A 17,135-nucleotide genomic window follows, 5' to 3' on the forward strand; every position below is an offset into this window, starting at 1 on the left:
AAACAGGGCGCCTCCTGACCCTTGGCGGCCACCCCGCGCCTGATTACCTCTTAAATTCACCCCATCGTCCTGTTTTGCAGCCGGATGATGGCATGCGCTTGCGCGCTGATTTTTTGAGGAATCATTTCCATGACTCCCCCACGTTACCGATTAGGGATGGCATGTCTGGCCGCTCTGATCAGCCTGTTGTCGACGTTACCGGCTCAGGCTACACCGTTGTCTCTGGAGGAAGCGCTTCAACTTGCCGAACGCAATGCCCCCATCCTCCAGGCCAGGCAAGAGCAAATGACGGCCGCTCGACACGCTGTGATCCCAGCAGGCGAGCTGCCTGATCCACGTCTCAACCTAGGAGTGCAGAACCTTCCTGTTGACGGCAGTGATCGTTGGAGCATGAACCGCGATTTCATGACGATGCAGGTTGTCGGCCTCTCCCAGGAAGTACCAAACCGGGACAAGCGGGAGGCACGAGTTGAGACGGCACGAGCGAGCGTTGAGCGAGCCGATGCAGAGGCGGTGTTCGAGCGCTTAAAAGTGCGTGCTGCCACAGCCCAAGCTTGGGTCGCGGCGTACACCGTTCAACGGAAACTGCAGCAGTTTGAGGACTTCTACAAAGAAAACCGTCTGTTGGCCGCAGCAATCCGCGCACGCCTGGCCGGCGGTACCGGCGCGACGGCCGACGCACTTGCTCCTGACCAGGAAGCTGCGCAACTCGATGAGCAAAAAGATGTTCTGCTCACACAGGCCGCTCAGGCACGGGCTGCACTCAAGCGATGGATTGGAGAGGATGCTGATCCGCAAGCTCAAGCATTTCCGCGCTGGCCAGTGAGCGCGCCGGACTATCTACACGCTATACATGCACATCCAGAATTGGCGACCTACAACGCCCTTACGCGGGAAGCACAAGCTCAAGTGCACCAAGCCTTGGCAGAAAAGAAGTCGGACTGGGGGTGGCAGGTGGATTACCAGCGGCGCGGGCCTGAATTCAGCAATATGGTGAGCCTGCAGGTAAGTTTCCAACTGCCCTTGTTCGCTGGCTCACGGCAGGACCCGATGATCGCGGCACGTCGCGCACAAGTCCGGCAACTGGAGGACGAACAGGAAGCGGCATTGCGTGAGCATAAAGCGCAGCTGGAGACAGATCTTGCGGATTACCAGCGATTGCAGCGAGCAGTGCAGCGCAGCCGTGAAACATTGTTACCGCTAGCGGAGGATCGAGTCCGCCTCGCCCTTGCTGACTATCGAGCCGGTAAATCACCCTTAAGTGAGGTTCTCACCGCTCGACGTCAGCGGGTTGAAACACGACTGCAAGACATCGATCTGCAAGGACAGTTGGCCGCGACAGCTGCACGGCTGCACTTCGCGTATGGAGAGGTGCGCGCATGAGAAATTCAACTATCAGCCTTGTGGTATTGGCCGCGTTGGCTATCGGCGGTGGCGTTGGCTATCAGCTAGCAAAGCGTGGGCAGGTGTCCACTGCCTCCCCTGAAACGCTACAGAAGGTGCTGTATTGGTATGACCCGATGTACCCCCAGCAGCACTTTCCAGCACCGGGCAAGTCGCCCTTCATGGACATGCCACTGGTGCCGAAGTACCAGGAAAGCACCGCTGCTGAGGTGAGCCCCGCAGTTCAAGTTTCACAGGGGCTCCAACAAAACCTGGGGGTCCGTCTGGCTACCGTAGCGAAAGGGCAGCTTGCTCGAACCCTCCAGGTGAGCGGCGTGCTTACCTTCGATGAGCGGGATTTTAGCGTTCTGCAGGCTCGTACCGGTGGCTACGTCGAACGCACCTATGGCCGCGCTACAGGCGACGTGGTTGCCAAGGGCGCCCCATTGGCAGATGTGTTGACGCCTGAATGGGCGGGCTTGCAGGAAGAGTACCTGGCGCTTCAGCGATCTGGGGACAATGAATTGCGCGCTGCAGCTCGGCAACGACTACTGCTGGCGGGTATGCCTGCCGATCTTATCAACCGGATTGACCGTACGGGAAGGGTCCAGAATTCGGTAACGCTCTTGGCCCCAACAGCAGGCGTCCTTCAGGCTCTGGAATTGCGGCCAGGCATGACAATGACACCGGGTGCAACGTTGGCGAAGATCAATGGTATCGCGAACGTCTGGCTTGAGGCCGCAGTACCTGAAGCGCAAGCCCAAGGCCTACAGGAAGGACAGGCAGTGCAGGCGAATCTGGCAGCGTTCCCAGGCGAACCTGTTCCCGGCAAGCTGACCGCATTGCTGGCTGATGCGGATCTGCAAAGCCGCACCTTGCGGCTTCGTATAGAACTGCCCAACCCCGGCGGCCGGTTGCGCCCAGGCATGACCGCGCAGGTTTCCCTCCATCCGTCCGGGCAACAGGATGACAGCCTACTGGTGCCAGCCGAGGCGATCATTCGGACGGGGAAACGCGATCTCGTAATGGTGTCAGAAGACGGAGGTCGATTCCGGCCGGTGGAAGTAGTGCTCGGCCAGGAAAGTGCTGGCCAGGTGGTCGTGCTGCGAGGCCTTCAGGCGGGCCAGCGCGTTGTGGCGTCCGGGCAGTTTCTGCTGGACTCCGAAGCGAGCTTGAAAGGTATCGAGGCCGTTACTGCTGGCGATGCTCCACTTGCGCAACCTGTACAGCCGGCTCTACATCAGGCCAATGGGCGCATCGTTCAAATAGAAGGTAATCAGCTGACCATCGCTCATGGACCGTTCGTGACGCTGGGCATGCCTGGTATGACGATGACTTTCCCTGTGGCAGATCCCCGCTTGATTGCCGGACTCAAGGTTGGCGAACGCATCCGGTTTGGAGTGCGCGAGCGCGATGAAGGCATGGTCATCGAGCAAATAACCCAGCAGGAGAACCAGCCATGATCGCGAACCTGATTCGTTGGTCGGTTGGCAACCGCGTCCTGGTCCTGCTGGCAACACTGTTTGCCGTAGCTTGGGGCGTTTTCTCTCTGCGCAGTTTGCCGATCGACGCGTTGCCTGACCTGTCAGATGTGCAGGTGATTATCCGCACCTCCTACCCAGGGCAGGCACCGCAGATCGTGGAAAATCAGGTGACATATCCCCTGACCACCACAATGCTTTCCGTACCCGGAGCCAAGACAGTGCGGGGCTTTTCAGCATTTGGAGACAGCTTCGTATATGTGTTGTTTGAGGACGGCACAGATCTCTATTGGGCGCGGTCCAGGGTGCTCGAATACCTAAGCCAGGTTCAGTCTCGATTACCGGCGTCCGCTAAGCCAGTGCTCGGACCCGATGCCACTGGTGTAGGCTGGATCTACCAGTATGCGCTGGTGGACCGCAGTGGTACCCATGACCTGGCACAGCTGCGCAGCCTTCAGGACTGGTTCCTGCGCTTCGAGTTGAAAACTCTTCCGGACGTTGCCGAAGTGGCGACGATAGGCGGGATGGTCAAGCAGTACCAGGTAGTGCTCGATCCGCTGCGCATGGCCAGCTTGGGAATCACTCAAGTTGAGGTTTCGGACGCCATCGCCAAGGCCAATCAGGAAACCGGTGGCGGCGTGCTCGAACAAGGCGAAGCTGAGTTCATGGTAAGGGCTTCCGGCTATCTGAAGTCACTCGATGATTTCCGAGCCATTCCCCTGCGCCTGGCTGCGAAGGGTATACCCGTAACACTGGGCGATGTAGCCACTGTACAGCTGGGCCCTGAGGCACGTCGCGGCATCGGCGAGCTTGATGGACAGGGCGAAGCGGTGGGCGGCGTAGTAATTCTGCGCAGTGGCAAGAATGCGAAAGATGCCATCGCTCACGTCAAATCCAAGCTTGAATCGCTGGAAAAAAGCCTGCCTGCCGGGGTCGAGCTGGTCACTACCTACGACCGTAGCCAGTTGATCGATCGTGCTGTGGAAAATCTGAGCCAGAAGCTGATTGAAGAGTTCATCGTGGTCGCACTGGTGTGCGCTGCATTTCTTTGGCATCTGCGCTCATCGTTGGTCGCCATCGTCTCGCTTCCGGTTGGTGTCCTCATTGCCCTGATCGTCATGCGCCACCAGGGCATCAACGCCAACATCATGTCGCTTGGGGGCATAGCCATTGCAATCGGTGCGATGGTGGACGCCGCTGTGGTGATGATTGAGAACGCGCACAAACGGGTTGAGGCTTGGCATACGTGGCACCCTGGAAAGTCGTTGCGTGGCGAAGATCATTGGAAAGTGATGACTGAGGCAGCAGTCGAGGTCGGGCCTGCGCTGTTCTTCAGCCTCATGATCATTACGCTGTCCTTCATACCGGTATTCACCTTGCAGGCTCAGGAGGGAAGGCTGTTTGCGCCCCTCGCATTCACCAAGACTTATGCAATGGCAGCAGCAGCGGGCCTTTCGGTTACCCTGGTACCCGTGCTGATGGGGTACTGGATTCGGGGTCGTTTACCGGCAGAAGAGCGCAACCCACTCAATCGAACCCTGATACGGCTCTATCGCCCAGCATTGGAGATCGTTCTACGCCGGCCAAAGCTCACGTTGGCGGGTGCACTGTTGATTTTGCTCAGCAGTGTCTGGCCCCTGAGCCAGCTCGGCGGCGAATTCTTGCCGCCACTGGATGAAGGCGATTTGCTGTACATGCCGACTGCCCTGCCAGGTCTTTCGGCGCAGAAAGCCTCTGAGCTTTTGCAACGTACGGACCGGCTGATCCGAACGGTACCGGAGGTCGCCAGTGTCTTCGGTAAAGCGGGCCGGGCTGAATCAGCGACCGACCCGGCCCCGCTGGAGATGTTCGAGACGACTGTCCGACTTAAACCGAAGGATCAGTGGCGAGCAGGGATGACCACTGAGAAGCTGATCGAAGAGCTGGACCGTACCGTGCAGGTACCTGGGCTAACCAATATCTGGATCCCACCGATTCGAAACCGTATCGACATGCTCGCAACCGGTATCAAAAGCCCGATCGGCGTAAAGGTTGCCGGCAGCAATTTGAATGAGATCGACCGGGTGACTCTGGCTATCGAGAAGGTGGCCAAAACGGTTCCAGGGGTGACTTCCGCCCTCGCCGAGCGATTAACCGGTGGACGCTACATCGATCTGGATATCGACCGCCAATTCGCAGCGCGTTACGGCCTGAACATTGCTGATGTCCAAGCGATTGTTGCCGGCGCCGTTGGGGGCGAAAACATCGGCGAAACCGTAGAAGGCCTGGCGCGATATCCCATCAGTGTTCGGTACCCACGGGAGTGGCGTGACTCTGTTGATGCCCTGCGGCAGCTACCGATTTACACCAGCCAAGGGGGGCGAATCACACTGGGAACCGTGGCACGGGTGCGTATTGCGGACGGTCCACCCATGCTCAAGAGTGAAAACGCGCGCCCCTCGGGCTGGGTGTATATCGACGTGCGGAGACGGGACCTGTCCTCCGTCGTTGCCGACCTGCGCCGGCTAGTCGATCAGCAGGTGAAGCTCGATCCTGGCATAAGCTTGAGCTATTCCGGGCAGTTCGAATACCTGGAGCGCGCCAATGCGCGCTTAGCATGGGTAGTACCGGCGACGCTGGCCATTATTTTCGTCCTTCTCTACCTCACGTTTGGCCGCCTCGGTGAAGCGCTGCTGATCATGGCTACCTTGCCATTTGCGCTAACCGGCGGCGTATGGCTGCTGTACATGATGGGCTACAACCTGTCGGTGGCCACGGGTGTCGGTTTTATCGCCTTGGCTGGGGTCGCAGCAGAGTTTGGAGTCATCATGCTGATCTACCTCAACAATGCCTGGACTGAACGAAACGGCAACGGTACGCAGGGGCAACCTGCGCTTCTGGATGCTATCCGCGAAGGGGCCGTGCAGCGCATCCGCCCCAAAGCCATGACCGTAGCAGTGATCGTCGCAGGCTTGATGCCAATCCTCTGGAGTAGCGGTACCGGCAGCGAAGTCATGAGCCGGATCGCTGTACCCATGGTCGGCGGCATGCTCACCGCGCCTTTGCTCTCACTATTTGTAATCCCTGCGGCTTACTGGCTCGTCAGGCGCCGCGGACTCGCTGTACACGATAACCCCCAAACAGGAGTAACCCGATGAAGAAGCTACTGATCAGCGCTGGCCTGGTGTTCGCCGTTGCGGCGGCGGTGCAGGCCCAAGACATGTATGGCACGGATATGAAGAATATGCCCATGGAAGGCAACGAGACCCAAGGCAGCCAGGCGGCTCCGACTGCATCGGCTGAGGGAACCATCAAAGCTTTGGAACCAGGTAAAGTTACCTTGGCGCATGGACCAGTATCAGCCCTGAAATGGCCGGCAATGACCATGGGCTTCAGCGCTACCGAGCAGCAACTCAAGGGACTCAAGGTAGGCGACAAGGTCAGCTTCGATTTCCGAATGAATGGGGGCACAGCGACGATCGTAGGCATTCGCAAGCAGTGACGGATTGACTTCTAACCCTGCCTATTAGAGCTGATAGGCAGGGTCATTTAGCCAAACTTTGGAAAAAGTGCTGCCGCAATTCCTGACCGCGCCGCCTTCAGCTCTGTGCCTCGGGACGCTAGTTGGTCTTTGCGCTCTGTAGCCGGGATGCATTCAGATCAGAGTAGTAGCTGACGTTTGAGCAGAGATCTTCGTGCATCACGATCTATATGGGTCGAAAGCGGACAGGGCATCGCAAAGTCATCCAACTGCCTGAGTTATCCGAACGCCAACAAGGATTCCACCGAGCTTGTCGACAAGAAAACCCGCGACAACTCAGAGTGTTATCCGAGCAAACAGACTTTGGATACCCTATTCCCGCTAGAAACACTGCCGCTGAAACCCTCCTGGCATGTAGCTCCTTCGTCCTACGCTTCAGCCTCTATGACCCCCACCCAACCTTTCGCGCAGGTGCGGAACGAACCTAGGCGTAACGCGGGTATAAGCTTCGTAGGCAGCGCCAAACTGCTTGTGCATTTCCCGCTCTTCGGAAACCGCCAAACGCCCGTACATCACCAGCAACACCGGGAACATTGCCAGCGTCAGCAGCGTCGGCCACTGAAGGAGAAAGCCCAGAAGAATCAGCACAAATGCCACGTACTGCGGATGTCTGATCCAGCCATAGGGCCCGACCGTTGCAAGTGAACGGCGGCGTTGCGCGTGATATAGCACGTTCCAGGCGGCAGAAAGCAAATAGAAGCCGAAACCCAGGAATAGGTAACTGGCAATGTGCAAAACACTGAAGTGTGGGTTGCCCTGGTCACCGAGCAACGTCGACCACAGATGGCCGGATTCGTGGGAAAGCAGATCGAGGTTGGGGAACCTGGCCTGCAACCAGCCTGACAACAGATAGATCGTCAGGGGGAAGCCATACATTTCCACAAACAGGGCAACGATGAAGGCCGAGAATGCACCGAAGCTCCTCCAGTCTCTCGCCGTTGCCGGCTTGAAGAAACTGAAGGCAAACATGATGAAGATCGCGGAGTTGATGAAAACCAGCGACCAGAGGCCATACGCGCTTTCACCATGATTCATGATGGATCTCCCGGCTTATGGATATCAGCCTTATCGGAGGGGGCCGGTTTGCTCTGGCCCTGGTGATGGTGTCCCCCATGTCCTCGATGCATGAAGACATGCATCAGCGGACAGGCGAGCAACAACAGATAAGGCAGGGCTCCAACGACATGGGCAAGGTGCTCGGTGAGCAGGAAGTAGACGGCGATCCCACCGATTACCACCAGGCCGATTGCATAGCGTGAACGCCAGAAACTGTGTGGTGAGCCGTTTTCATCGAAGTGAGGGTTCATAGCGACTCCTGGGAAAGGAGATGGGTTACTTCGATGCAGCAGATGGCATGCGGTCCATCATCATCTGCATCATCGACTCCATCATGTCCATGCGCTTTTCCATCATCTGGTGGCGGGCGGCCATATCCCCGCCCATGCCGCCATGCATGCCCCCCATTTCAGGCATGCCACCCTCCATGGACTTCATCATGGCCATGCCATTTTTCATCAGCGCCATATGCTCGGCCATCAACGCCTGACGGGCTTCCGGCGTTTTGGCTGCAGCCATCTTTTCGTGCATGGCTTGCATGGCCTTCATTTGCTGGTCCATCGCCGCCATTTGCCCTTTGTCCATTGGCTGAGAAGGCGTCTTCTCGGTAGCCGCCGCGCTTGGCGCATCGGCCGGGTGATGTGTCGAGTGTTCATCGGTGTTTTGCGCCATGGCGCCCACGGACGCTGCGGCCAAACAAAGTCCGATCAGTAAATTTCGAACGTTGTTCATCATCATCTCCTTAGCACTGTTTTAAAGCCGGATGCCTTGGTCTGGGCGCTAGGCCTCACCTGGCACGACAAGCAAATTACTGCGCCGGCGTGAATGCTCATTTTTCGCGTCGTGCTCGGGTTGTACACCGACGGGCTATTATTGGGCACTCGGCGGCTCGAAGCTGATCCCGTTTGGCCCGGCGCCAACCTTATGGGTAGCAACGACCTTTCGGCTGCTCGTATCGATGACAGATACGGTGCCCGCTTCAATATTGCTGACAAACACATAAGCGCCGTCGCTGCTGATGGCCACACCATGGGCACCCTTGCCGGTGGTCACGGTGCCCAGGCTGCTACGCGTCTGGAGATCTACGATGGAGACTCGGTCGTCCGGATTCTGGCCACTGCCCTGATTCGCGACATAGACCTGGCGACCGTCAACGGTGGCCATCATCTGGATTGGCGTGCGGCCGACATCAACCTTGCTGATCACCTTGCGTCTGGCCGTGTCGATGATGCCAAGCTGATTTGTCGCACTGAGCGAGACGAATGCCAGGCGACCGTCAGGGGCAAAGCCGACCTGGACAGGGCCTTTGCCCACGGGAATCTGCGCGGTTTCTTTGAGTGTGACGACATCGATAAGCGATACGCTGTCGCTCTTCATGTTCGCGATATAGAGTGTCCGGCCATCAGGGCTCAAGCGCAGCCCATGGGGATAACGCCCAGTTGGAATACCGGGCAACTCGATTCGCTGCTCAAGGTCAAATACTCGCACCTGGTTGGCAGCGGAATCGGTCACAAAAGCTCGCAGCCCGGTGACGTCGGTGACCACATGAGCCGGGTGATCGCCTGCCGGGAAGCTGAACGGTGGCCTGTCCAGCGCGCTGGTACTGAACACCAGCAACTGCCCACCGGGCTTTTCACCGCTCGAATGCCCCGCATGTCCAGCCACTCCAACAACCAGAAGCAAGCTGCCGTCGGGCGAAACCTGTAGGTTGTGGGGTGCGATCGGCAAGGCGACCGTGCTCACATCACCTGTCGCAAGATTTACCTGGCTAATGGAAGCGGACCGTTCATTGGCCGTGTAGACGTTACCCGTAGGGTTTGCCATGACCAGCCCCAGAGGGATGAGCAGGGATATCCCCAAGGCCATAGAACTAAACCGCTTGGCAGTCATCATTGTGAATGAGCTCCAACGAGGGGCCGGGGTATGTGAGCCAGGCTGGCCTATACATTTACTCAAGATAAACACCAATCGCGAAGCATTTTCTTGATCAGCGTCAACGTCCACAGCTTGACTCGGCACTGGGTGATCGAAGGCCGTCCATTTCTTGGGGAGTATTGCTGGCTATCCCGACCCGGAGTCAGTCGACATCAGGCTGTATATGAAGAAACCGCGCCATGAAACATGGCACGGCGGCTTGCCATCTGAGCGGTAACGAGACTTAGCGACTGACTTTGGTTGGGTAACCAAGCGCCTGGACCAGTGCACCGACGCGTTCCGCCTCGATGTTGCTTTGGACACTCACTGTACCGGCAGCACGATCAACGATCACCTTCGCGTCGCCATCGGCAGCCTGGATGGCCTTGGTGATCTTGTTGACACAACTGCCACATCCCATACCGGAAACTTCCAAAACGAACATAGCGGGCCTCTCATGCTGGTACGGCTTTTCTCGCCGCATTTACAGCTTCAACCTTGACACGATGACAAGGTCAAGGCCCGGTCAAAGGATTTATCTTCGCCCTGAAATCTTGTCCAACTCCTCTGGCGGCGGCCCCTGCTGCATCACAATTGTCCCTTACGATCTTGGCAGAAGATGGCGGACGTCGCAGTTGCCCGATGTCCTCCATCAGGACCAGATTGGCGCCGAACTCGCGGACATACCCGCTAAGGCCAAAGCCCTAGACAGTCAGTCATATGGATCAGGCGTTGAAACGCTGATGGCGGAACTTCCTCTCATAGGTTGCGGTGTGCCCATTTCAGTCTGTGACTACGCGCTTCAGCCGCAGTGCGTTGAATACCACGGAAGCCGAACTTACGCTCATGGCCAATGCCGCAATCATCGGTGACAATAGATGGCCGGTAAGCGGGTAGAACAAACCTGCCGCCAGCGGTATGCCCATAGCGTTGTAGAAGAATGCGAAGCCCAAGTTTTGACGCATGTTCTTCACCGTGGCCACGGATAGTGTTCTGGCCCGCAGGATGCCCATCAGGTCGCCCTTGACCAGCGTCAACTGGGAGCTGTTCATGGCAACATCGGTGCCAGTTCCCATGGCGATCCCGACATCAGCCCGGGCCAGCGCAGGGGCATCGTTGATCCCATCTCCTGCCATGGCAACCCGGCGCTTATCGCCCTGCAGGAGCGCCACCAGTTGCTCCTTGTCCTCGGGTTTCACTTCTCCGTGGACTTCCTCGATGCCGAGTTGTTTCGCGACCGCACGTGCCGTAGTCAGGCCGTCGCCGGTGGCCATGATGACCTTCACATCTTCTGCCTGTAGCCGGGTTACCGCCTCCTTGGAGGTGGGTTTGACCGGATCGGACACCGCTAGCAGGCCAGCGAGCACGCCATCGACGGCCAAGTACATGATACTCATGCCTTCCAGACGCAGCTGCTCGGCGCGGTCTCGCAACGGACTGGTGTCGAGGCCAGCCTCTTCCATCAAGGTCGTGTTGCCAAGCTGCAGCCGTTTGCCGTTCACCTGGCCACGTACACCGATCCCAGAGCCCGACTCAAACGCCTCTGGCTTGGACAAGCTGTGTCCATGCGCTCGCGCATGATCGACAATCGCATGTGCCAGCGGATGCTCGCTGCCTTGGTCCAGGCTGGCGGCAAGGCGCAAGACTTCGGGTGGCATGAACTGCCCGGTACCGACCACGCTATGAAACACTGGCCGGCCCTCGGTGAGGGTCCCGGTCTTGTCGACGATCAGCGTGTCGATCTTGCAGAGGTTCTCGATAGCACTGGCGTCTCGGAAGAGCACGCCACTGCTGGCAGCCTTCCCGGTAGCGACCATGATCGACATGGGAGTGGCTAGGCCGAGCGCGCAGGGGCAGGCAATGATCAGGACCGCGACCGCATTGATCAGGCCGAAGACCCAGCCAGGCTCCGGTCCGAAAAGCCCCCAGCCGAAGAGCGTGACCAGCGCGACCAGAATCACCCCCATGACGAAATAGCCGGCCACGGTGTCCGCCATCCGCTGCATCGGGGCTTTCGAGCGCTGAGCCCGCGCGACCATCTGCACGATTTGCGAGAGCACTGTCTCGGCGCCGACCTTCTGCGCCGCCATCACAAGGCTGCCGTGGGTATTCAGCGTGGCACCGATGAGTGCATCCCCAGCTTTCTTCATCACTGGCACGGGCTCGCCTGTCAGCATGGATTCATCGATAGCACTTTCGCCTTCCAGGACCACCCCGTCGACCGGCACCTTCTCGCCAGGGCGAACGCGCAGGTGGTCGCCCGTATGCACGTGGGTGAGCGGAATATCTTCCTCCTGACCATCGGCCCCGATGCGACGGGCCGTCTTGGGGGCAAGACCCAGGAGCGACTTGATGGCGGCGGAGGTTTGTGAGCGCGCCTTGAGCTCGAGCATTTGGCCGAGCAACGTTAATGAGATGATGACTGCAGCCGCTTCGAAGTAGACACCGATGCGGCCATCCTGCATGAAAGTCGTCGGGAAAACCTGCGGGAACACTGTGGCCGCAACGCTGTATAGGTACGCCGCAGCCGTTCCCAAACCTATCAGGGTCCACATATTCGGGCTGCGATTACGAATCGATGCGACCCCACGCACGAAAAACGGCCAGCCAGCCCATAGTGTCACGGGAGTGGCCAGAATCAACTCCACCCAATTCTGTGTGGCACCATGCAGCAATTGGAGTTGGTGGGCAGTCATGGCCAACACGGTCACGATGACCGTCAGGGGCAAGGTCCACCAGAAGCGGCGGGAGAAGTCCTTGAGTTCCGGGTTCTCGTCTTCCTCAAGCTCCGGTATTACCGGCTCTAGGGCCATGCCACAGATTGGGCAACTGCCCGGCCCACGCTGGCGGATTTGGGGATGCATCGGGCAAGTGTATTCGGCGTCCGCCGCGTTGCTTGGCTGCGGGGCAGCCGAGTGGAGATGGCCCGCGTGTTCTTGGTCCTGGGGAGGGCTAAGATAATGCACAGGCGCTGCGCGGAATTTCGTCAGGCACTTTTCACTGCAGAAGCGGTATGTCCTTCCCTCGTATAGCTCGAAGTAGCGACTATCCGGTGGCACCGTCATACCGCATACCAAATCGCGCTGACTACCATCCGGTTGCTCATACGGGTGCGAGTGGTCATGGTCATGGTCATGCTGGCACGATTCGGTGTGCATGAAGTAGTTCCCTTTGTTGTCCGGTTTGGACGAGTTTTCACCCTTCTGGTGAGAATACCCGCCATGGTTGTGCCCGAAGAGTTGCGTCAGCGGACAGAGCAACAAAATTAAATAACTGTAGTGCCTGTGACAGGTGGCCATAGTGCACGAGCCACATAAAACAGGCCAAATATGGCCAGCATGATCAGTGCAATACCGCCTTTAGTCCGCCAAAAAGGTATTGCCAGATCTGTACCACGGCGATGGGCTCCATCATGATCAACTCCCAAGCTGGGTGGGAAATATCGGCCGCTGCCGTATTGTCCAGCCTAGACAACATCTCCTTGAACAGCTGTGACGCCAATCAATGCTCCTGTAAGCGTGTCGATTATTGTTGTGGTGTAGCGTCATGGCATAGATCATTTCTGGAGGTTGCTGATCCTGCTGCTGCACCAGTGGTTGCCCTTCGACAATGCGCTGGCTGCCTTGTACCCCGGCGAGGGAGTGCCCAAGCCGCTGGAGGAGTACGACGCCGGCTCCCGGTGGGGAACGCCGTCCATGCTTTCCTGCCTGGACGGCCTATACTTGCTCGACCCCTTCTACCAGGCCTGTCAGGAAGGCCTGCCCAGTGGGCTGTAACGCCTGGAGGAGATCGCTTCTGACCAGTTCCGTCAAAGCGAGTACTTCCTCAGTTACTTCCACGCCAACGCATTGGAAGACGAGGAGCAGTTCGTTCTCCAGTTGCCGGCCAAGGTAGCCTTATGCGATCTAACAGCTCAAGCCCCAGACCTGATACATGCGGTGCGGTACAGCGCTGATCGGGTCACTCTTCGCTGTTCCCCTTCCAGCTTTGCCTTTGCCACAGCAGACGTCGGAGATGAAACTGCTCGGCGGACTCACAAACCTGCTCCAGTGCTCTCGCACAAGGCTTTGATCTGGCCATCTTTGCTTGAATGGCTGACCCGTGGCAGGGCGTTGGCCGTGTTTTCTTCGTGCGTGTTGAGCCCAAGGCGAGCGCGATCCACCATCCACAGGCCGCTACTGCCGCGCGCCAATTCTATGCCGGCACTACTCGTCAAAAAATAGGTGAGTGCTTACCCGGCAGGCAATGGGCTACTATCGAGCCCTATATCTATCCGAAAGGGTTAGCTCCGTTGCCAGGGAATTGCATGCAGGCCATCGATATTGAAAACGCGATCGTTCTTCCTTGGGGGCTTGGCTCAAGATCGCCCCATGACCTGTTTTCTGTGTGCGCAGAAATCATTAACTGCCCTGGTGACATCGTTTTAGACGCTAGCAACCTCTCGTATATCGATCCGTTAGGGATGGCCACGCTGCGAGCGTTGTTTGAAAACCAGTTGGTCCAGAAGCGAGTTTCGATGCAGTTTTTGAGCAGAGACCTGACCTCCTACCTGGCCAGGATGGATTTTTTCAAGGACATTGATGTAGAGGGTGTAGATCTATCGGGGGTAGGACGTCGAAACGACCGAAGCACCTCGTTGGTGGAAATCACCAAAATCAGCGAACACCATCAAGCAGAGGCTGCAGCCTCTCGCCTCGCTAGAGCTATTACGGGAAGGTTGACTCAATCGGACCCGGATGCCCCAGTCGACGAGCACACGGGACGGAATGAGTTTGACTCCTACCGGGGCCCTCTGGAGTATTCGCTCAAGGAGCTATTGGAAAACTCGCTTACTCACGCCCGCAGAGAGGGACGTGGTGACGCCGCCGTTTGGCTGACCTGTCAGTTTTATCCAAAATTGAACCTTGTACGCATGGCCATCGTCGATAATGGGTGTGGGTTTCTCGCGACACTGAGGAATCACCCTGAGCTTCATGACCGCACGCATTTGCACGCGATCGAGGCGGCACTCAAACCGCGAGTGAGCTGCAACCGGGGTGCGATGGCCCAGATCCTGGGTAGCGAGAACCAAGGTATCGGGTTAACAACTACCGCAAAAATTGCAGACGCGGCGGGCGGTGGTTTGATCATCGTGAGCGGCAATGGCATACATGACACAAAGCGTCGGCAGTCTCAGGAGCTGCATGATGCGCTGTGGAATGGTGTATCGATCGCGTTTAGCTGTACCCGTGAGCTGCTGCCCACCATTTCGATCAGTGACTTGCTGCCGAAGGACGATGCAGGACAGGTTGACGACGATCTCGACCTAGATCTGAATTTCCGCTAGCTCTGGCTTTTTGATAGCTCGAGGGCTAGAGTCGATCATGCAAGGAGCGGTAAATGGGAGATTCAGCGTCAACTGAAACTCTCGGGCTGCAAAAAAGGATTATGCAATACAAGGGGTTACGACATGCAAACTCAAATTCGATTAAGTAGGGATAGTTCTATCCGAACGTACGGAATGCGAGCTTCAGCGATCCCCTACCGTACCGAAATCGAACGCTCGCTCAGCAGTGGTGAGAGCGTTGTCATAGATTTCGCTGGGAACGATGTCACTCAGTCCTTCGTCGACGAGTTGATCGGGGCGCTGATTCTGAAGGAGGGTCGCCAGGTGGTATCGCGCCTTGCCTTTGAAAACTGCACCAACGATGTCAAAGGAATCATTAAATTTGTGGTCCATGATCGAGTTCGACAGCTGCAAAAAATGCCCGCGTGACGGATCCGCATTGAATTTAAGGCCCTCAATATTGAGGGCCTTTTCATTGGTGCCAGGCAAAAGATAGCCGTCTTGAGTGGCCCCCATAGCTCGCCCTGAAAAGCGAATGTCAGGGGACACACCGCAGAAAAGCGTTCTGTAGCGGAGGAATACGTGGAAAACGGAGCTTAGGTTTCCTCATTGAGATGTGTAGAAATCCATCGCGACTCACCTATGCAAAGGCTGCGAAAAGCCTGAATCTACTGGGGTATCGTGGCGTGAGATATGTGCAAAAAAATGTGCACAGCATCTGCGGATTGGAGAGCTGGCTTGGCTCCTTAAGTAAAACCATCAAGCTGCAACGGACCTGCAACTCCTGCGGCTTGAAGCAAAGCGGGTAATACCACCCCTGAGCCCTACGAGGTGGTGTTCCGGTTTTTGACCAAACGAGAGCACGCCAGGCGCGCAAATGAGCTGCACGACCAGCTGAATGAAGTGCTCGGGGTGGCCAGAAATCTCAACGATGGGCTGTACTTCGGTGGAGCAGACGTCACGGTGCTACAAGACTTTACCATGCTCGATGCGGAAGACTTCGTGCGGTACAACCTTCACGACTGGCTCAGTGTTGGGGATACCGATGAAGATGAAGAAGGTGCCGATGATGCTGACTGAGCTGCTATCGGCCTCCCCTTTAGGATCTGGGTTTGACCTTAGCTGACCGGCTGCTCTACAAACCAATTGATTTTCTCCGGAGCCGGTGTCACTGTCGCTCCAAGAATAGCCCCCACGCCTCGGGCAGGTCCCAGACCTGTACTGCGCATCAGGGGGTTAGTTGTTTCTAGGGCCCGCCCAGGTCGATCAGGCATGCTTTGGGCTGGCCTCAAACCAGTGGGTGACCACCAAAAGGGTCAGTTAGGCCTACTGCTGCCTATCCTCGCTCGTTACCATCCAGAAACCCTCTATTGATACGGTTTCAGCAAAGATGGATGTCTATAAGCTCCGCATCGAAGACACAGAAAGCAAGATCATCGACAAGGAAGGTTTCGAGGCCGAGACCTTCCGCAGAGATCCGTGGTACCAGCCTGGAAGTGCGGGCAAGCTAGCTCAGTTTGCTGTATGCCCGGCATGCGACAACCCTGTCCAGCTGGTTGGGCTGTATGAGCTACCGCCTAACGTGAAGAACCCATTCGGGAAACATGCTACTAAGAGCATTCGCGGCATCGCTCCATTTGATAGTGAGGCCCGTAACGATTGCCCGTACTTCAAGCCTCGCCAGCATAAGAAAACAGAACGAAAAACCAGGTTTGACGGCGTCCCGCGGAAGATTCTCAAGCTATTGATCGAACAGTTCGATCGCGTGGTTTACATCCTGGAGAAAGAGACCCAACTGGTCCTTTCCGAGAACGCGTTGAGAGGCATGCTGCAGCGTTACAAGGGAGAGCGTGGCTACCTCTATACCGGCGCGACGCTTCGCAATGTGCCATGGATCTTTGCTTACATGTCGGACGCCACCCGCCTGTTTGGCCAGAAGGTCAGTGGAAATGCTGAGCTGGTGAAAGCTATTGCCGCTGAGGTGCCGGGGGCGGAAATCAGCAGCACTGGTCGGCTGGAATCGAAGAAGGTGCCTGGTTCGAAGGCGGCATATTTTGATCTCAAAATGAGTTTCATCCGCCATCGAATCGTCAAAGACAGTGAAGCGTCTGGCTTGGTTGAAAGCATGGAGTTTGTAGTGTCACAGCCTCGCGGAGGTGAGCTTGAGCACATTCACAAGGAAGTCATCAAATTCGATTCGGCTTGGTTCGAATCTCTTATCCGGATGCCGGTTGATCATCCTTATCGCAGAATGGATAGAGTGAAGATGGCCCGGGAGGAACTGGGCGATCTGCTGGAGCTGACTCAGGCCTGAGGAGGCCTGCTGTAAACCACTTTTTTTCACTGTAAACCACAGTGGTTTACAGTGAAAAAAGTGGTTTACAACGTAGCTATGACACGCGCCCTGGCCACTCCCCAGGCCAGCGCGCTCCTCATTGGTTCGTTCAGCCGGACG

General features: G+C 57.2%; 15 protein-coding genes and 1 pseudogene. 9 read left to right on the forward strand and 7 right to left on the reverse strand.

The window, feature by feature from the left end; all coding sequences use genetic code 11:
* Positions 1–129: 129 nt before the first annotated feature.
* From APH28_RS04260 to APH28_RS04275, 4 genes are read left to right on the forward strand one after another with little or no spacing between them, the layout of a single operon-like run.
* On the forward strand, positions 130–1,383 hold the full coding sequence (locus tag APH28_RS04260) for a TolC family protein (RefSeq protein ID WP_011953089.1): 1,254 nt from the start codon (positions 130–132) through the stop codon (positions 1,381–1,383).
* The gene (locus tag APH28_RS04265) at positions 1,380–2,846 is read left to right on the forward strand and encodes an efflux RND transporter periplasmic adaptor subunit (protein ID WP_011953090.1); all 1,467 of its coding nucleotides are present in this window, start codon (positions 1,380–1,382) and stop codon (positions 2,844–2,846) included. Before APH28_RS04260 ends, APH28_RS04265 begins: the two co-directional genes overlap by 4 nt.
* Positions 2,843–6,001 (forward strand): efflux RND transporter permease subunit, encoded by a 3,159-nt coding sequence (locus APH28_RS04270; protein ID WP_011953091.1) that lies wholly within the window; start codon positions 2,843–2,845, stop codon positions 5,999–6,001. The genes APH28_RS04265 and APH28_RS04270 overlap by 4 nt, the downstream gene beginning before the upstream one ends.
* Positions 5,998–6,345 carry a copper-binding protein gene (locus APH28_RS04275; RefSeq protein WP_011953092.1) on the forward strand — a complete coding sequence of 116 codons (348 nt, stop codon included), beginning with the start codon at positions 5,998–6,000 and terminating at the stop codon, positions 6,343–6,345. The genes APH28_RS04270 and APH28_RS04275 overlap by 4 nt, the downstream gene beginning before the upstream one ends.
* 414 nt (positions 6,346–6,759) lie before the next feature.
* On the opposite strand, the gene APH28_RS04280 is transcribed toward APH28_RS04275, so the two are convergent.
* From APH28_RS04280 to APH28_RS28815, 7 genes are all read right to left on the reverse strand, one after another.
* Positions 6,760–7,419, reverse strand: a complete 660-nt coding sequence (locus APH28_RS04280; protein WP_011953093.1) for an isoprenylcysteine carboxylmethyltransferase family protein — start codon at positions 7,417–7,419, stop codon at positions 6,760–6,762.
* The gene (locus APH28_RS27780; RefSeq protein ID WP_011953094.1) at positions 7,416–7,691 is read right to left on the reverse strand and encodes a DUF2933 domain-containing protein; all 276 of its coding nucleotides are present in this window, start codon (positions 7,689–7,691) and stop codon (positions 7,416–7,418) included. Before APH28_RS27780 ends, APH28_RS04280 begins: the two co-directional genes overlap by 4 nt.
* Before the next feature lie 25 nt (positions 7,692–7,716).
* A complete protein-coding gene (locus tag APH28_RS04290) occupies positions 7,717–8,172 on the reverse strand; it encodes a hypothetical protein (RefSeq protein WP_011953095.1) in 456 nt (151 codons plus the stop codon).
* Positions 8,173–8,310: 138 nt separating this feature from the next.
* Complete coding sequence (locus tag APH28_RS04295) at positions 8,311–9,333, reverse strand: cytochrome D1 domain-containing protein (RefSeq protein ID WP_011953096.1); 1,023 nt, start codon at positions 9,331–9,333, stop codon at positions 8,311–8,313.
* A gap of 265 nt (positions 9,334–9,598) precedes the next feature.
* A complete protein-coding gene (locus APH28_RS04300; protein ID WP_004575963.1) occupies positions 9,599–9,799 on the reverse strand; it encodes a heavy-metal-associated domain-containing protein in 201 nt (66 codons plus the stop codon).
* A gap of 337 nt (positions 9,800–10,136) precedes the next feature.
* Positions 10,137–12,653 carry a heavy metal translocating P-type ATPase gene (locus APH28_RS04305; protein ID WP_012269848.1) on the reverse strand — a complete coding sequence of 839 codons (2,517 nt, stop codon included), beginning with the start codon at positions 12,651–12,653 and terminating at the stop codon, positions 10,137–10,139.
* A gap of 43 nt (positions 12,654–12,696) precedes the next feature.
* Positions 12,697–12,855, reverse strand: a complete 159-nt coding sequence (locus tag APH28_RS28815) for a hypothetical protein (protein ID WP_011953098.1) — start codon at positions 12,853–12,855, stop codon at positions 12,697–12,699.
* A gap of 47 nt (positions 12,856–12,902) precedes the next feature.
* Here APH28_RS28815 and APH28_RS29090 point away from each other — a divergent pair.
* The 5 genes and pseudogenes from APH28_RS29090 to APH28_RS04330 all read left to right on the forward strand — a co-directional run.
* A pseudogene (locus APH28_RS29090) lies at positions 12,903–13,238 on the forward strand (helix-turn-helix transcriptional regulator); the annotation flags it as partial.
* A 422-nt stretch (positions 13,239–13,660) separates the two neighbouring features.
* Positions 13,661–14,680 carry an ATP-binding protein gene (locus tag APH28_RS28980; RefSeq protein ID WP_015268415.1) on the forward strand — a complete coding sequence of 340 codons (1,020 nt, stop codon included), beginning with the start codon at positions 13,661–13,663 and terminating at the stop codon, positions 14,678–14,680.
* A gap of 174 nt (positions 14,681–14,854) precedes the next feature.
* Positions 14,855–15,109 (forward strand): STAS-like domain-containing protein, encoded by a 255-nt coding sequence (locus APH28_RS29420; protein ID WP_128337688.1) that lies wholly within the window; start codon positions 14,855–14,857, stop codon positions 15,107–15,109.
* A 417-nt stretch (positions 15,110–15,526) separates the two neighbouring features.
* Positions 15,527–15,760 (forward strand): hypothetical protein, encoded by a 234-nt coding sequence (locus APH28_RS04325; protein WP_156867445.1) that lies wholly within the window; start codon positions 15,527–15,529, stop codon positions 15,758–15,760.
* Between the two features lie 310 nt (positions 15,761–16,070).
* Entirely contained in the window at positions 16,071–16,994 is a 924-nt protein-coding gene (locus APH28_RS04330) for a hypothetical protein (protein ID WP_011953102.1), read from the forward strand.
* The last annotated feature ends 141 nt before the right edge of the window (positions 16,995–17,135 follow it).

The sequence above is a fragment of the Pseudomonas sp. NBRC 111124 genome, assembly GCF_001320245.1.
Lineage (GTDB): Bacteria > Pseudomonadota > Gammaproteobacteria > Pseudomonadales > Pseudomonadaceae > Aquipseudomonas.

What these genes read in the sequence shown, in the direction of transcription:
- APH28_RS04260 (WP_011953089.1), top strand. Translation starts at nt 130, where the DNA reads ATGACTCCCCCACGTTACCGATTAGGGATGGCATGTCTGGCCGCTCTG.
- APH28_RS04265 (WP_011953090.1), top strand. Translation starts at nt 1,380, where the DNA reads ATGAGAAATTCAACTATCAGCCTTGTGGTATTGGCCGCGTTGGCTATC.
- APH28_RS04270 (WP_011953091.1), top strand. Translation starts at nt 2,843, where the DNA reads ATGATCGCGAACCTGATTCGTTGGTCGGTTGGCAACCGCGTCCTGGTC.
- APH28_RS04275 (WP_011953092.1), top strand. Translation starts at nt 5,998, where the DNA reads ATGAAGAAGCTACTGATCAGCGCTGGCCTGGTGTTCGCCGTTGCGGCG.
- APH28_RS04280 (WP_011953093.1), bottom strand. Translation starts at nt 7,419, where the DNA reads ATGAATCATGGTGAAAGCGCGTATGGCCTCTGGTCGCTGGTTTTCATC.
- APH28_RS27780 (WP_011953094.1), bottom strand. Translation starts at nt 7,691, where the DNA reads ATGAACCCTCACTTCGATGAAAACGGCTCACCACACAGTTTCTGGCGT.
- APH28_RS04290 (WP_011953095.1), bottom strand. Translation starts at nt 8,172, where the DNA reads ATGAACAACGTTCGAAATTTACTGATCGGACTTTGTTTGGCCGCAGCG.
- APH28_RS04295 (WP_011953096.1), bottom strand. Translation starts at nt 9,333, where the DNA reads ATGATGACTGCCAAGCGGTTTAGTTCTATGGCCTTGGGGATATCCCTG.
- APH28_RS04300 (WP_004575963.1), bottom strand. Translation starts at nt 9,799, where the DNA reads ATGTTCGTTTTGGAAGTTTCCGGTATGGGATGTGGCAGTTGTGTCAAC.
- APH28_RS04305 (WP_012269848.1), bottom strand. Translation starts at nt 12,653, where the DNA reads ATGGCCACCTGTCACAGGCACTACAGTTATTTAATTTTGTTGCTCTGT.
- APH28_RS28980 (WP_015268415.1), top strand. Translation starts at nt 13,661, where the DNA reads ATGCAGGCCATCGATATTGAAAACGCGATCGTTCTTCCTTGGGGGCTT.
- APH28_RS29420 (WP_128337688.1), top strand. Translation starts at nt 14,855, where the DNA reads ATGCGAGCTTCAGCGATCCCCTACCGTACCGAAATCGAACGCTCGCTC.
- APH28_RS04330 (WP_011953102.1), top strand. Translation starts at nt 16,071, where the DNA reads ATGGATGTCTATAAGCTCCGCATCGAAGACACAGAAAGCAAGATCATC.